The organism is Corynebacterium sp. Marseille-P3884 (assembly GCF_017942225.1).
In the GTDB taxonomy this organism is placed as follows: Bacteria; Actinomycetota; Actinomycetes; order Mycobacteriales; family Mycobacteriaceae; genus Corynebacterium.
Genome location: NZ_JAGKSD010000003.1, coordinates 143439 through 158312 on the forward strand (window position 1 = coordinate 143439; position 14874 = coordinate 158312).

The window sequence follows — 14874 nt, forward strand, 5'->3', positions numbered from 1 at the left end:
GTGCGCGTGGTGACCGGGGACAAGAAACAAACACGTCTAGGCTCGATGGCGCTATGACGTACCAGTATGATTCCGCGGACCTTGCTCGCCGCACGGCGGAGGGGGAGAAAGGCTCGCAGCTCGCCAATATGGAGGAGCACCGCGATGCATTCGCCCGCGACCGTGCCCGCGTCCTGCACTCCGCGGCACTGCGCCGCCTGGCGGACAAGACCCAGGTGGTCGGCCCGCGCGACGGAGACACGCCGCGCACGCGCCTGACACACTCGCTGGAGGTCGCGCAGATCTCCCGCAGCATCGGCATGGGGCTGGGCTTGAACCCCGACCTGTGCGAGATGGCCGGCCTGACCCACGACATCGGCCACCCGCCCTACGGGCACAACGGCGAAGTAGCGCTCAATGAGCTCGCCCGTGAATGTGGCGGCTTCGAAGGCAATGCGCAGACCCTGCGGATCTTGTCGCGCCTAGAGCCGAAGATTCTCGGGGACGGTGGCTCTTTCGGCCTCAACCTCACCCGTGCGGCGCTGGATGCCGCGTGCAAATACCCGCGTACCCGCACGAACCCGGACGGGTCGGTGAACCGCAAATACGGCGCGTACGACGAGGACGCCGACGTTTTGGCATGGCTGCGCGAAGGTCACACCGACGACATACCGCCCATGGAGGCGCAGGTGATGGACTGCTCCGACGACATCGCCTACAGCGTCCACGACGTCGAAGACGGCATCGTTTCCGGCCGCGTCGATTTGAAGGTGCTGTGGGATCTCGTCGAGCTCGCCGCGCTCGCAGCCAAAGGAGCGGCGGCATTCGGGGGCACAGCAGACGAGCTTATCGACGCCGCCGCCCGCCTCCGTTCCCTTCCCATCGTCGCCGCCGCCGCTGATTTCGACTTCTCGCTTTCCGGCTACGTCACCTTGAAGAAGATGACGTCTGAGCTGGTCGGGCGCTATGTCGGCGCCGTGATCACTGCTACGGAAGCTGCGAATCCTTTCCCCGTCGGCCGCATGCACGGCACGCTCGTGATTCCGCCTGAGGCCGAAGCCGAGGTTCGCCTACTCAAGACCGTCGCGGTCCTCTACGTAATGGACATGCCTGCCCACATCGCCCGGCAAGACCGCCAGCGTGACCGCATCGTCCGCGTCTACGACTACCTGAGCGCTGGTGCGCCGGGCTCGCTGGACACAATGTTCGCCGCGTGGTGGCACGAGGCCAGCACGGACGCCGAGCGCGAGCGCGTGATCATCGACCAGATCGCGTCCATGACGGAGTCCCGCCTGGAGCGCACGGCGAAAAAGACCGCCTCTTTCGAGGGGTACCTCTAGGACGCGGTCAGCTCGTAGCTCAAGGTGTAGGAATGCGTCCCGTCAGCATCGACGTCTAGCTCAAGTGCACCGGAGATACCCTCTAGGTCGCCGAAGCCGGACGCCGGCACGATGGTGTAACGCAGCTCGTCGGCGCCATCGACCATCGTGCCGTACTGGTGGAACGCGAAGCCGCCACTACGCCCGTCGAGCTCGCCCTCAAATACCTCGAGCGCAGTGTACGACGCAGTGCCGGTGCTCGGATCGCCCACGGAGAGCATCTCGCCGGAGCTCGCACCGGACAGTGATCCATGCCATTGTTTGGTGAATTGGAATCGGCCCAACTGGCCGCTAGCTTCAGCGGGGGTCAGGGAAACGTCGAAAGTGCCACGGACAGAAGTGGGTTGCATGATCCTGATGCTACCGCACCAGTATGATGCTTTCGCGGGAGAACACGTTGTGTAGCTTTCCGGTCAGTTCTTCGGGGACCCGCCAATCCGAGACCACGAGGCGGCTCGCACGGGTTTCGCGCAGGAGGTCGGCGAGTGAATCGAGGTTGCGCGGGATGGGACGCTCGTCGGAGGCGTAGACGGCATCGATGATGCCGGCGCCGAGGTCCTCGATGGAGTGGACGGGGCGGGCGATGACGATGGTGTTCACGGGCATTACTCCACCACCATTTCGCAGAAGGACTCGTAGTGGTCGTCGGTGTAGTAGTACACGTCCGGGTCGGTTTCGGTGCCGCCGCCGGTGACAATGCGGCGTTCCCCGCGGTGGTTCACGCCGGGTGTGTCCACGGTGTACTCGCGGTAATAATCGGAGTTCTCCGCCGGCAGGATCTGCTCGTAATTGCCAAAGTGTTTGCCGTCGTTGGAGGGGTGGGGGAAGGGGCCGCCGGCATGGATGACGTCGATAAGCTGTGTTGCTTCTTGCGGCACCGACGTGCACTCGCGGATCCCGTCGGTGCTGTCCGGATCGTGCACGATTGAGTACACGGTGGCGACGAGCGTGATGAGGCCGATGATGAGGATCAACGGCAGAGCCACTGAATGGCTCGAACTGTCTCCTTCAGTAGACATGGGTTCATTTTAAACACACCCCCGCGCGGTAGGATGTGCGCCATGGCTAGGGGCAGAATTCCGGATAGTGACATCGAGGCTATCCGCGAGCGCGCCAATATCGCGGACATTGTGGGGGAGTACGTCCAGCTCAAGCCCGCCGGACACGACTCGTTGAAGGGGCTGAGCCCGTTCAAGGACGAGAAAACGCCGTCGTTCCACGTGCGTCCGGTCCGCGGTTATTACCACTGCTTCTCCACGGGCAAAGGCGGCGACGTCTTCTCCTTCATGATGGAAATGGAGCAGCTGAGCTTCCCCGAAGCGGTCGAAGCCGTCGCGGAGGAGATCGGCTACCACATCAACTACCAGGGCGGATCCACAGGCGCCCGCGATGTGAAGCCCGGCACACGCGCCCGCCTCATCGCGGCGAATAAGGCCGCGCACGAGTTTTACCGCGACATGCTGGAGCAGCCGGAAGCGGAAGTGGGCCGGCGTTTCCTCCTTGACCGCGGCTTTGACCGCGAGATCATCCACCACTTCGAGTGTGGCTACGCGCCCGACGGTTGGGACACGCTGACGAAGCACTTACTGCGCAAAGGCTTCGAGGTCGAAGAGCTCGTCGATGCGGGCTTGTCGACAATGGGGCGGCGGGGGCCCATCGACAAGTTCCGGCGCCGCCTGCTGTGGCCGATCAAGGATGTCGCGGGCAACGTGATCGGGTTCGGTGCCCGGAAGCTCTTCGACGATGACCCGATGGGCAAGTACATGAACACCCAGGACACGATGCTGTACCACAAGTCCAAGGTGCTCTTCGGGCTTGACCTGGCGAAGAAGAATATCGCCGCCGGCCACCAGTGCGTGGTCGTGGAGGGCTACACCGACGTCATGGCCATGCATGCCGCCGGTGTGAAAACAGCTGTCGCTGCCTGCGGCACTGCCTTCGGCAAGGACCACATGAGCATCATCCGCCGTCTCATGCTGGACGACAATTACTTCCGCGGCGAGCTGATCTACACCTTCGACGGCGACGAGGCCGGCCAAAAAGCCGCGATGCGCGCCTTCGAAGGCGACCAGCAATTCACCGGCCAGTCTTTTGTCTCCGTTGCCCCCGACGGCATGGACCCGTGTGATCTGCGCATGGCCAAGGGTGATTCGGCCGTCCGCGATCTGGTGGCTAGTCGCGTTCCGATGTTCGAGTTCGTCATCGAGTCTCTCCTCCAGGACTTCTCTCTCGATACCGCCGAAGGACGTTTGCAGGCGCTTCGTCGAACGGTGCCCGTCGTCGCCCAGATCCGCGACACCCCACTGCAGACCGAATATGCCCGCCAGCTCGCCGGCTGGGTGGGGTGGCCCGACCCGAATGAGGTGATCCGCCAGGTCCGCGAGGAGGCCAAGAAGCCGAAGCAGGTCAAGCGCTCCGCCTGGGAGATGGCCACCCCGACGCAGCCGAACCAGCCTGCTCCCAACCAACCGGCATTTGAGCTGCCCGACCCGCAGGACCCGCTGCTGTGGGCCCAGCGTGAAGCCCTCAAGGTGGCTCTCCAATACCCGGAGGCCGCGGGCAGCTATTTCGACGGCATCAACCCCGACGCATTCACCCACCCCGCCTACCGCGCCGTCCGCGATGCCATGGGCACAGTCGGCGGCGCCTCCAATGCCGGTTCCAGCTGGATTGCGCACATCGCCGACGAGATGGTCGATGCCGCCGGCCGCAATTTCGTCTCCGAACTTGCCGTCGAGGAGATCCTCGCTGAGGACCCCGCCTCCTACGCCGATTCCGTCCTCTCCCGCCTGCAAGAAGTCCGCGTGGGCAACCAGATCGCCCAGCTCAAATCCCAGCTGCAGCGCATGCGGCCCAGCGACGACGAGATGGCCTACAACGCCCTCTTCTCCGACCTCGTCGCACTCGAGCAGGCGCGGCGGGAGCTGAACGACCGGGCGTTCCGGGGATAACACTGAATCCGAATTCGGTTGAGATCACTCAAAAACCAAAGGGACCCAGCAACTGTCGCTAAGCGAGGGAGTTTAGCTGGGCCCTACCGCAAAGGGGCGAAGCCATTTGAACGGTCTGGCGTTACCGTAGCATTTCGCGCGGGAAACAAGCGACCTGGATTACTAAGCAATGGAGATCAGGTACTCGACAGAGACAAGAACCGAACCTCTACTATCGTTCCCATGACCATCCTCGTCCTGGACCCCCGCTGGCCCGACATGATCCCGTTGGCCGCCGCCACCAGCCTTGAAGGACCGATCACGTACACCGACGAGGTACCTGTTTCCGTACGCTGGAACTTGGGCGACATCGCCACCACCGAATCCGCGCAGGGCACCCTGGTCACTACCGATATCACTGACCCCGAGGCACAGAAACGCGTCGCAGCGGGGGAGCAGCTCATCGAGGCGCCCTCGCTTTCGGACCCGCTCTTCCAAGCCCAGTCCGTCATGCGCACCGCCCGCACCCGCGGCGAGTGGGAGATGGCCCAAACACACGAGTCGCTCATCGAGTACCTCGAGCAAGAATCGCGCGAGCTTATCGACGCCATCCGCAACCACCACCCCGACGACGCCCTCAAGAAGGAACTCTCCGACCTCCTCCTCCAAATCCTCTTCCACGCCGAGATCGCGTCCCGCCGCGGCGCTTTCAGCTTCCCCGACGTCGCCCAAGCCTTCGTGGACAAGATGAAAAACCGCGCCCCGTACCTCTTCGACGGCTCCACCGGCACCGTGGCGAAAGAGGAGCAGGACCGCCTGTGGGCGGAGGGGAAGGCGAGGGAGAGGGAGAAGTAGGGCCGATTGTGAGATCGGTTTAGCGCGAGCCGTGCGCGTCACTCGGCTACAGTACGTACTGTCAATTTGTCCCTCAGTAGGTTGGAATTCTCAATGGAGTTCGCCCAAGCTCCCATGCTCAAGGTCATGGTTGTCTTTGGTACGCGCCCTGAAGCCATCAAGCTTGCTCCGGTGATCAGGCAGCTTCAAGAGAGTCCCGGTTTCTCCGTAGTCACCGTTTCCACGGGGCAGCACAAGGAGATGCTGGACCAAGTAAGCAAGCGTTTCGGTCTTCGCATCGACTACAACTTGAACCTCATGGTGCGCGGGCAAAACCTCAACCAGATCATCGCCAAAGCCATCGATGGCTTGGATCCGATCATCGATGAAGAATCCCCGGATGCGCTCGTCGTTCAGGGGGATACCACCACGGCTGTGGGCGCAGCTCTCGCTGGCTTCAACCAGCATGTGCAAGTGGTTCATGTGGAAGCTGGCCTGCGGTCGGACAATCTCTGGTCACCGTTCCCCGAAGAAGCGAACCGGAAGATCGTCAGCCAGGTGACGGGCCTGCATCTTGCTCCTACCCAGACTGCAGTAGATAATCTGCTGCGTGAGAATGTGGAGCCCGCCACAATCAAGCTGGTGGGAAACACCGTCATTGATGCGCTCCATCTGGCGAAAACCTGGGACACGAAACTGAGCAATCAGGTCCTCGATGAGTTCCTGAGGTCGTACGATCGTGTGGTTCTCGGCACGACTCACCGACGGGAAAATGTCTTTGCGGCCGCGCAGATCGGAGAGGCATTCCGGCAGTTGGCGGAGCAATTCCCTGACACGGGCTTCGTGCTTCCGCTGCACTTGAACCCAGTGATCCGCGAAAACCTGATCCCTAAGACCGAAGGGCAGCCGAATATCTTGGTCTGCGATCCGATGCCGTACGACGAGTTCATATCGCTGATGAATCGTTCCTACTTCGTCGTGACTGATTCGGGCGGCATCCAAGAAGAGGCGCCAGCGCTCGGGAAACCTGTGCTTGTCATGAGGGCGAACACGGAACGCCACGAAGCTGTGAGTGCAGGTAATGCCAAGCTCATCGGAACGGCGCGAGACGGCATTGTCTCCGAGACAGCTCTGCTCCTCGAGGATGAGAACCAGTACCGAGAAATGTCCGAATCCCTGAACGCTTTTGGCGACGGGCGGGCTGCTGAACGTGTGGTGGCAGCGCTGACGGAGTACTTCGATTTAGAGAATCAGAACGAGGGGAGGAACTAACGGGGTGAAAATCCTTGTCTTGTCTCAGTACTGGCATCCCGAAAACGGAGTCCCACAGCGACGCTGGGCATGGCTGACGTCGCTGCTTCAGCAGCTCGGTCACGAGGTCCGTGTTGTCGCGCCGTATCCGAGCTACAGGGTGAAAGACTCCCAGCGCCGTACGAGAGAGTTTCAGCCGGAGGAACTACTGACAGGGCCGAATGGCGAGCCGATCGCCCGGTGCGGATTCCTCGAGTCCGGGCACTCTCTTTCGGGGCGCATTGCGGCCCAGGCCTATGCCGCGCTCGGGATGATCACCACCGCGTGGCGTCGCAAAGGCCCGCTTAAAGGGTTTTCCCCGGATCTAGTCATCGGCACAGTTCCCGCGTTGCCCACTGCATGGGTGACAGAGCTGGTTGCTCGGGGACTCAAAGTTCCTTACATCATCGATCTCCGCGATTCGTGGCCCGATCTTCTCACCGAGCACGATCGATGGAACGACGGCACCGGCAAGACTTCGATGAGGGAGAAGATTCTGAAGCGGGGGCCGTTCCAGGTCCTCGCGGCCATTGTGGAACGGGTGATGCTCCGGTCGTACCGCAACAGTGCTGGAATGATCACGACCTCGAACCTGCTGAGGAAGCAGCTGGCTGAGAATCCTCGCGTTGTTCCAGCGCATTCCGAGAAGCCGATGGAGACAATCTTCAACGTGTTTCCGTCGGAGACTATGCGCAAAAACCATTCGGTCTCGTCCGGCGGCGAGCTCAACGTGATGTACGCGGGCACGATCGGCCGCGCACAGATGCTCTCGAATGCCGTTGAGGCCGTAGCCGTGGCCCGCGAACACGGCACGAGGGTCAATCTTCGTCTTATCGGTTCTGGCGTAGCCGTCGAAGCGTTGAAAGACTTAGCGGAGAACCTCAACGTCGATGTCGACTTCATTGACAACGTCAGGGCTTCCGAACTCGAAGAGCATTACGAGTGGGCGGATAGCGCACTGGTCCACCTTGCCAACTGGGGCCCCCTTGACAGCGCCATCCCGAGCAAGACCTTCGAGCTCATGCAAAACCGCATCCATATTTCCGGTTCGATCACAGGAGAAAGTGCTGAACTGATTGAGGCTCTTGGAGCCGGCGATGTCGTCGCCCCCGATGATCCGGAAGCTCTCGCAGAGATGTGGCAGCGTTTAGCTGCAAATAAAGAGGCGCTTGAGATGGGGAGCAATGCTCTCGCATGGGTGGCGGAAGAGCGTGAGAAGCGCACGATTGAGAAACTTGCTCGCCTGCTCAGCCAGATCACTGCCGATGGGAGCGGGCGTTGAACCTCAGGGCGCTGACCTGTTTCGTGTCTTCAATGGCTTTCCTTGCAATATTCGACCCAGCCGAGCTGAGATCGAAGGTATATCGACGCCTCGGGCGAAAGGCTCCAAGTTCCGCGACCGGATTACTGACTGAAGCTGGCAAACTTCTAGCCGCCGGGGATCTACAGGGGGCTCAAAAACAATCCAAATCCTTCACCATCAATCCGGTTCGTGCACTCGGTCATCTGAGCGTTACGTTCCGAACACAGTTCTACGAGCATTTTCTCGACGCGGAGTTTGAGAGGAGCAAGCCGTTAGAACATTCGGATAATCCCCGGGTGACCTACGTGGTGGGAAACTCCTTTCCATACACCAACTCCGGCTACTCCAATCGCACTCATTTGATCCTGGAATCGGCGAAACGTGCCGGCATTGATGCCACGGCTCTGACCCGCCTGGGCTATCCCATGGTCATCGGACAGCCTTCAGCCCAAAACGAATCACTCGTGGACGGTATTGCTTATCGACGAGCCATCCCGTGGATCTTTCCGCTCAGCGCAGAGAAATGGATTGAAGCTTCCGCAGACGCGATCGTCGAGGAAGCCCGCCGCAACGGGGCCACGGTCCTTCACACAACCACCGGATTCCACAACGCCCTCGCTGTTTCCCGGGCCGCCACGATCCTCGGCGTTCCGTGGATCTACGAGGTGCGGGGTGAGCTTGAAAAGACATGGCTTTCAACATCGGCACCTGAAGGCGTGGAGCGAAGCGCTAAGTCTGAGCAGTTTCTTCGCTGGCGTGCCCAGGAGACCGAAGCGGCAAGATCGGCGGCCGCAGTAGTTGCCTTGAGTGAGCTGTCGCGCCAGGACCTCATTGGTAGGGGAGTAGAGGCCGAGCGGATTCACGTTATCCGGAACACAGCTGATCCAGCTCTTCTCGCCCACCAGAAGCCGCCTCTCGACACGACTAAGAGCGAATTCGTCATCGGGACAGCGACTTCAGTCGTTCCGTATGAGGGGCTCGATGTGTTGATCCGCTCTCTCGAGTGTCTGCCGGAGCATGTGACGGCTTTGATCGTCGGCGATGGTGCACAACGCGACGAACTCGAAAATCTGGCTGAATCTCTCGGCTTGACGCATCGCGTTCGCTTCGCTGGCCAGCAGCCGAGGAACGAAATCATTGACTGGTACCGCAAGCTCGACGTTTTCGTCCTCCCCAGACTGGATCTGGATGTGACTCGAGCAGTGACACCTTTGAAGGCCGCAAACGCAATGCTTCTGGGAATCCCCGTGGTCGCATCCGACCTGCCCGCGGTTCGCGAAATCACGGGAAATGCTGCTGTTTACGTTGCCCCGGGCAATCCGGAACAACTAGCCGAGTCTGTTACTCACGTCGTCGAAGGCACCTACGATTACCTCGATGCCTCCGCCTGGGCGGCGCAACTGACATGGGATGAAACCTCGATCCAACTCCAGCGGTTGTACTCTGGGAGAATCCCGTCCAGTTGATTGCAGATGGCCCGTGGCTATGGAGGAAACGCAGTTGGTGACCGCAAAAGACCTTGATTCCTGCTTTGACCTTTGTGTTCTTGGTCTTGGTTACATTGGTCTGCCGACTGCTGTTGTCTTTGCGCAATCGGGATTGCGGGTTCTTGGCGTCGACATCAATGCGGACCGTGTCCGCGATATTGGCCAGGGCACTTTGCGTATCGACGAGCCCGGTCTAAAAGAGGCTCTCGACAGCGCGATGAAGCAGGGCTGTCTTCGCACCAGCACCGATGTCCAGCCGGCAAGACATTTCTTGATTGCTGTGCCCACACCCCTCAAAGACGATAAAACGGCGGACGTATCCAATATTTGGGCCGCCGCTGAGGCAATTGCCCCGGTTCTTTCACGTGGTGACTTGGTGATCTTGGAATCGACGTCGCCCCCGGGCACGACGAAGGCATTGCGGGATTATTTGGCTGATTTGCGCAAAGATTTGAACTTCGATTCCGGGAAGGAAGAGTGCGTTTCTATTGCGTACTGCCCAGAGCGCGTGATGCCCGGACGCATTTTGAACGAATTTGCTACGAACTCTCGAGTCGTCGGCGGGATTGATACCGAAGCGACTGAGAGGGCTGCGCATCTGTATTCTCTGGCAACGAAGTCCGAAGTGCTGAAGACTGATGCCCCTACTGCAGAGATGGTCAAACTCGCCGAGAATGCCTATCGAGATGTGAATATCGCATTCGCGAACGAGCTTTCAATGCTTGCCGCTGAACATGATGTCGATGCATGGGAACTCGTGCAGCTCGCAAATAACCATCCCAGGGTCAATATTCTCAACCCCGGCCCCGGCGTTGGCGGCCACTGCATCGCTGTGGATCCGTGGTTCCTCGCAAGTACTAGTGACAATGCTCCTTTGATTGAAACCGCGAGGGGCGTGAATAACGGGAAAACCCGATGGGTTGTCGAGGAAATCTCGTGCGAGATCGTCAACGGCGCGTGGGAGGAAATTGTCTTCTATGGTGTCACGTACAAGGCAGATGTCGATGATTTGAGAGAGTCGCCGGCGCTGGCGGTCGTCGATAAGTGCTTACAGAGGTTCCCAGACAAGAGATTCTTTGTGGTTGATCCTATGGTGAAAAGGGAAGCTCACGAGGTTTCGGCGATCCGGAATGCTGAGCTAGTAACAGCCTTTGAAGCGGGTGGCGCAGGGGTATTACATGTTCTCCTCGTTGCGCACTCCGCTTTCGAGACCATGGAGGTCTTTGCCGACAGCACGGCAAAAGTTTTAGACTTTGTAGGCTTACGTTCTTCGCGTCGATTCAAGTTGTTGGGAAGCGGAGAGTTAGGAAAGGTGCATTAGCCCATGGCTCGGAGCCGCCTCATTCTTGTTGAAGATGAGCATCTCTCAGAATTACAGACTCAGCCGACCCTGGGCCAGTACGTCAAAGAACTTTGGCAAACTCGCCACTTCGTCGTCGCTTATGCGCGGGGTGCTGCATTGAAATCGGGGCAAGACACATTTTTGGGCCGACTCTGGATCGTGCTCGACCCCTTGCTTCAATTCATGTTCTACGGTTTCATCTTCGGCGTCGTGCTGCACGTGTCGAAGGGAATGGACAACTTTCCGGGCTTCCTGATTCTTGGCGTCGTATTTTTTCGTATATCGACTCGTGGCATTACAACCGGTATGGGTCAGGTTCAGAAATCCAAAGCCCTAGTGAACTCGTTTCATTTTCCCCGTGCAGCAGTGATCTTCTCGACTGCCGTGAAGAACTTTCTTGACGGTATTGCTCCAGCGATCGTGGGTATTGCTCTTGCTTTGGCATTTCAATCGGACACGCCAGTCAGCCTGACTGTGCTACTTGTGATCCCAATTTATTTTCTTGTGCAGCTTTTCGCCCTTGGCTCTAGTTTCATTGTTGCCCGAGCCACGGCCTTTATTCCGGATTTACGTTCGCTCTTCACACTGATGGTTCGCGGTTTATTCTTCTTGTCGGGTGTCTTCTTCTCTATTGAGCGATTTGTGAACCACGAGACCTTGGCGCTGCTGATGAAGTTGAATCCGATCTACCAGGTGCTGACAGCAGTTCGAACATCGGTGCTCGATGGTCACTCACCTGATCTGTTTACTTGGGTGTACCTTTTAGGTTGGAGCGTAGGACTGACGCTTGTCGGCTTCATCTTCTTCTGGATGGCGGAGGCGCGGTATGGAAACATTCGATAAAGCCACGATTGCGGTTCAGAACGTTGAACATACGTACACGATGAGCAAGTCAGGCTCGGCAAACACTCTTCCCTTCAGTCGAAACAAGATCCGAGTCGAAGCTCTTAAAGGTGTTTCCTTTGTAACCTCCAAAGGTGAGTCGGTGGGCATTTTGGGGAGGAATGGCTCCGGAAAATCCACGCTTCTGTCGATCATTGCAGGAGCTCTGTCGCCAACCTCCGGAAACGTATATGTTTCGAGTCGTCCGACATTGCTCAGTGTTTCGGCTGCGTTGCAGGCGACACTGACGGGAGAACAAAATGCCCGACTTGGGTTACTTGCCAAAGGATTTTCCCCGGAAGAAGCTAAGAGATTGTCCCAAGAGGTCAAAGAGTGGACCGAACTTGGGGAAGCGTTTAGCCGCCCAATGAAGACTTATTCCTCTGGTATGAAAGCGCGCCTGAAATTCGCAATCGCCACTGCGACACCTTCCGAGATTTTGCTGATCGACGAAGCGCTTTCTACCGGCGATTCCACTTTCGCGTTGAAGGCGCGTGAGAGAATGGATGAGTTTCTCGATAACAGTGGCACGGTCGTTCTCGTCTCGCATTCGGCTGCCCAGATCCGTCGTCAGTGCGAACGAGTAGTTTGGATCGATCAGGGTGAAGTTGTTGCAGACGGAGATGTAGGTGACATAGCCCCTAAGTACGAGGCCTGGAATAAAGCGCGGGCCAAGAGAAAGGATGACAGAGCGTCTGAGATAATGGCCGAAGTAAAGGCTGGATATGAGCAGCCTCGAGTCCTTTTGAGTTCGAAGATTCCAAGGTACTAACGCGAACACACAAGTGCTGCTGAATCAGCGTATCCGTGGTAACCATAGAACATCGAGCTGAACTCTACAGCTGAAGAAAATTAGATACTCAATGAAGGAGTACGTGGATAGAAATGAATGATTCCTCGAGGGTCGTGACGATTGTTGGCCAGGGCTACGTTGGCCTGCCGCTTGCGCAAGCAGCATCTGCTGCAGGGTGGAAAGTGTTTGGGCTCGATGTTTCGGATGCAGTAGTGGCCCGCCTCAACGCAGGAGAATCGCATGTCGACGACCTGAGCAATGAGGACATCGCGACAATGGTTGAGAATGGTTACGAAGCGACCGTCGATGCATCGGTTGTCGCAGAGTCCAACGTTGTCGTTATTTGTGTGCCCACGCCACTCGGTGATGCGGGTGCCCCCGATCTGAAGTACGTCGAGTCGGCCTGCCAGAATGTCGGCGAGCACCTAACAGAAGACACCCTTGTCATCCTCGAATCGACCACCTATCCAGGCACGACTGAAGACTTTTGTGTGCCGATTCTTGAAGGGAAATCTGGCCTTCGGGCGGGGTCAGACTTCCAGGTGGCCTTCAGCCCCGAACGCGTGGACCCCGGATCCAAGCATTTCGGCATCAAGAACACACCAAAGCTGGTCGGTGGCATCAACCCTGTATCGGCTGAGCGTACCGCAGCCTTTTATTCGGACTTCGTCGATGAGGTTGTTCCGTTGAGTGGCACCCGCGAGGCAGAGTCGGCGAAGCTACTGGAGAATACCTTCCGCCATGTCAACATTGCTTTGGTAAACGAGTTGACGCGGGTTTTCCATGAGATGGATATTGACGTTTGGGAAGTCATTAGGGGCGCCTCGACTAAGCCATTCGGTTTCATGAAATTCACGCCCGGCGCTGGTGTAGGCGGCCACTGCATTCCGATCGATCCCGGCTACCTGAGTTACGAGGTGCGTCGCAATCTCGGTTACCCGTTGAGATTTGTCGAACTGGCACAGGAGATCAACAACTCGGCACCTAATTATGTGGTCCAGCGAATTGCAGAGCTTTTGAATGCTGACCGTAAGCCGATTTCTGGCTCGACCGTTCTTTTGCTTGGTGTCACTTACAAGCCGGATATCTCGGATCAGCGAGAGTCGCCGGCAGTACCCATTGCCGAAGAGTTGCTGAAGAGGGGGGCGAACCTCAAATACCATGATCCTTTCGTAGAGGGGTGGCGGCTGAACTCTGGCGACACGATTATGCGCTCGAGCGAGCTTAAAGAAGCGGTGGCGGATGCTGATGTTGTTGTCCTGCTGCAGGGGCATTCGCAATATGACCTCGAGGTAATCGAAGCTGCATCGAAGTTGTTCTTGGACACCACCGGTAAGTCTAAGATTCCGTCTAACCGTCTTTAAACGAGATTAAGGAAAAGAAGTTTGATTGGGCAGGGCAGTAATCAGCGCCCCGCCTCTCAGACGTTTCGAAGGCTAACGAAAAAAGCTCTGCGGGCAGTAGCGATTGACAAAGCTCCGACGGCTAATGATTTTCGTCAGACCGGGAAACGCGTCGAGGAAACTTTCCCAGCTAGTTCAGGGAGGCCCAGAATTCTCCTTGTAACTAGCAATGGGGCTGGCCTAGGTCATTTGACGCGTGTGAACGCTATTTCGGAACATCTGGGTGGCAGTGACCTCATATATACGATGTCAAGCGCTTACCGGCGTCTTAACCGCGATCCGGCTAAAACGATCTATTTCCCCTCTTACGGCGATTTAGGCATGGCTGGTGGGGCGTGGAACACGCTAATGAAAGCGCATTTTCAATCCGTTTTCGAGTCATTTTCTCCAGATGCAGTCGTGTTTGACGGGACGTTTGTGTACAGAGGACTTGTTCAAATCGTCAAGAACTCAAGATGTCCGCTTATCTGGTTGCAGAGGGGATGCTGGCGGGACGCGGTCGATAGGAGTTCGGAGCAGCGTCATCATGCCGCGAAATACGTTGACCACGTGCTCGTCCCTGAGGATTATGGTTGCGCAGAGTCCGTGGATGCCGGTCCCGGAATTGATGTCGACTATGTGCCTCCGATCGTGTCAGGACACCAGGATAGAAGTTTGTCTCGTGGTAAAGCTCGATCCAAGCTTGGTTTGCCTGAAAACGGTAATTTTTTCCTAGTTCAACTTGGCGCTGGTGTCATTAACGACACGACGGATTATTTGTCAGTTGCTCTTAAGGCGGTTCGTTCACTCGGCGAGGGATGGGAACCCGTGGTGGTGCAGAATCCGCTTTCTCCGAATGCGATATCTGGTTGCAGGAGTATAGAGGCGTTCCCCCTAATCGACTATCTGGGTGCATTCGATGCGGGAGTGTTTGCTGGAGGTTATAACAGCTGCCAGGAAGCAGTTGCGCGAGGATTGCCAGCAGTTTTCGTTCCTAATGAAGCAACTAAAACTGATGATCAATTTCGGAGAGTGTCTGGGTTGCAATCACAGGGTTTGGGCTTGCTCGCTACAACTCCGCAGGAGCTATACGACCAAATAAATAGGCTAAATAACCCTGAGCTCCGCAAGAACATGAAGGCAGCTCAGGCATTAATGAAACCTGCAAATGGTGCTGCTGAAGCAGCTTCGATTATCTGCAAGATCGCGAATAAGAACGTCAACTAGGAGCTACTGTGATACCTGCAAACTCGGTGATTAGAGACGGCCTCAA

14 protein-coding genes are annotated in these 14874 nt (G+C 57.7%); 11 read left to right on the forward strand and 3 right to left on the reverse strand.

Features of this window, described 5'->3' with window-relative positions; genetic code table 11:
- The first annotated feature begins 53 nt into the window (after window positions 1-53).
- Window positions 54-1319: a deoxyguanosinetriphosphate triphosphohydrolase gene (locus tag J5Y21_RS02805; protein ID WP_210572631.1), complete on the forward strand. Its 1266-nt coding sequence runs from the start codon at window positions 54-56 to the stop codon at window positions 1317-1319.
- Here the strand turns inward: J5Y21_RS02805 and J5Y21_RS02810 are convergent.
- The 3 genes from J5Y21_RS02810 to J5Y21_RS02820 are packed head-to-tail and all read right to left on the reverse strand — an operon-like array spanning window position 1316 to window position 2377.
- Window positions 1316-1708, reverse strand: a complete 393-nt coding sequence (locus tag J5Y21_RS02810) for a DUF3224 domain-containing protein (RefSeq protein ID WP_210572634.1) — start codon at window positions 1706-1708, stop codon at window positions 1316-1318. The two genes, J5Y21_RS02805 and J5Y21_RS02810, sit on opposite strands and share 4 nt — an antisense overlap.
- A gap of 10 nt (window positions 1709-1718) precedes the next feature.
- Complete coding sequence (locus tag J5Y21_RS02815) at window positions 1719-1964, reverse strand: hypothetical protein (protein WP_210572637.1); 246 nt, start codon at window positions 1962-1964, stop codon at window positions 1719-1721.
- Window positions 1964-2377, reverse strand: a complete 414-nt coding sequence (locus J5Y21_RS02820; protein ID WP_210572640.1) for a ribonuclease domain-containing protein — start codon at window positions 2375-2377, stop codon at window positions 1964-1966. The genes J5Y21_RS02815 and J5Y21_RS02820 overlap by 1 nt, the downstream gene beginning before the upstream one ends.
- A gap of 42 nt (window positions 2378-2419) precedes the next feature.
- Here J5Y21_RS02820 and dnaG point away from each other — a divergent pair, with 42 nt between their 5' ends.
- From dnaG to J5Y21_RS02870, 10 genes are all read left to right on the forward strand, one after another.
- Complete coding sequence (gene dnaG, locus J5Y21_RS02825; RefSeq protein WP_210572643.1) at window positions 2420-4309, forward strand: DNA primase; 1890 nt, start codon at window positions 2420-2422, stop codon at window positions 4307-4309.
- Between the two features lie 222 nt (window positions 4310-4531).
- Complete coding sequence (locus tag J5Y21_RS02830; protein WP_210572647.1) at window positions 4532-5143, forward strand: MazG nucleotide pyrophosphohydrolase domain-containing protein; 612 nt, start codon at window positions 4532-4534, stop codon at window positions 5141-5143.
- A 93-nt stretch (window positions 5144-5236) separates the two neighbouring features.
- Complete coding sequence (gene wecB / locus J5Y21_RS02835; protein WP_246874876.1) at window positions 5237-6394, forward strand: UDP-N-acetylglucosamine 2-epimerase (non-hydrolyzing); 1158 nt, start codon at window positions 5237-5239, stop codon at window positions 6392-6394.
- Window positions 6395-6398: 4 nt separating this feature from the next.
- On the forward strand, window positions 6399-7694 hold the full coding sequence (locus J5Y21_RS02840; protein WP_210572652.1) for a glycosyltransferase family 4 protein: 1296 nt from the start codon (window positions 6399-6401) through the stop codon (window positions 7692-7694).
- Window positions 7695-7726: 32 nt separating this feature from the next.
- Window positions 7727-9181, forward strand: a complete 1455-nt coding sequence (locus tag J5Y21_RS02845) for a glycosyltransferase family 4 protein (protein WP_210572653.1) — start codon at window positions 7727-7729, stop codon at window positions 9179-9181.
- Window positions 9182-9200: 19 nt separating this feature from the next.
- Window positions 9201-10523, forward strand: a complete 1323-nt coding sequence (locus J5Y21_RS02850) for a nucleotide sugar dehydrogenase (RefSeq protein WP_246874897.1) — start codon at window positions 9201-9203, stop codon at window positions 10521-10523.
- A 3-nt stretch (window positions 10524-10526) separates the two neighbouring features.
- On the forward strand, window positions 10527-11387 hold the full coding sequence (locus J5Y21_RS02855; RefSeq protein ID WP_210572657.1) for an ABC transporter permease: 861 nt from the start codon (window positions 10527-10529) through the stop codon (window positions 11385-11387).
- On the forward strand, window positions 11371-12198 hold the full coding sequence (locus J5Y21_RS02860) for an ABC transporter ATP-binding protein (RefSeq protein WP_246874877.1): 828 nt from the start codon (window positions 11371-11373) through the stop codon (window positions 12196-12198). The genes J5Y21_RS02855 and J5Y21_RS02860 overlap by 17 nt, the downstream gene beginning before the upstream one ends.
- Window positions 12199-12311: 113 nt before the next feature.
- Window positions 12312-13583 carry a nucleotide sugar dehydrogenase gene (locus tag J5Y21_RS02865; RefSeq protein ID WP_210572673.1) on the forward strand — a complete coding sequence of 424 codons (1272 nt, stop codon included), beginning with the start codon at window positions 12312-12314 and terminating at the stop codon, window positions 13581-13583.
- 237 nt (window positions 13584-13820) lie between these two features.
- Window positions 13821-14828, forward strand: a complete 1008-nt coding sequence (locus J5Y21_RS02870) for a glycosyltransferase (RefSeq protein WP_210572676.1) — start codon at window positions 13821-13823, stop codon at window positions 14826-14828.
- The last annotated feature ends 46 nt before the right edge of the window (window positions 14829-14874 follow it).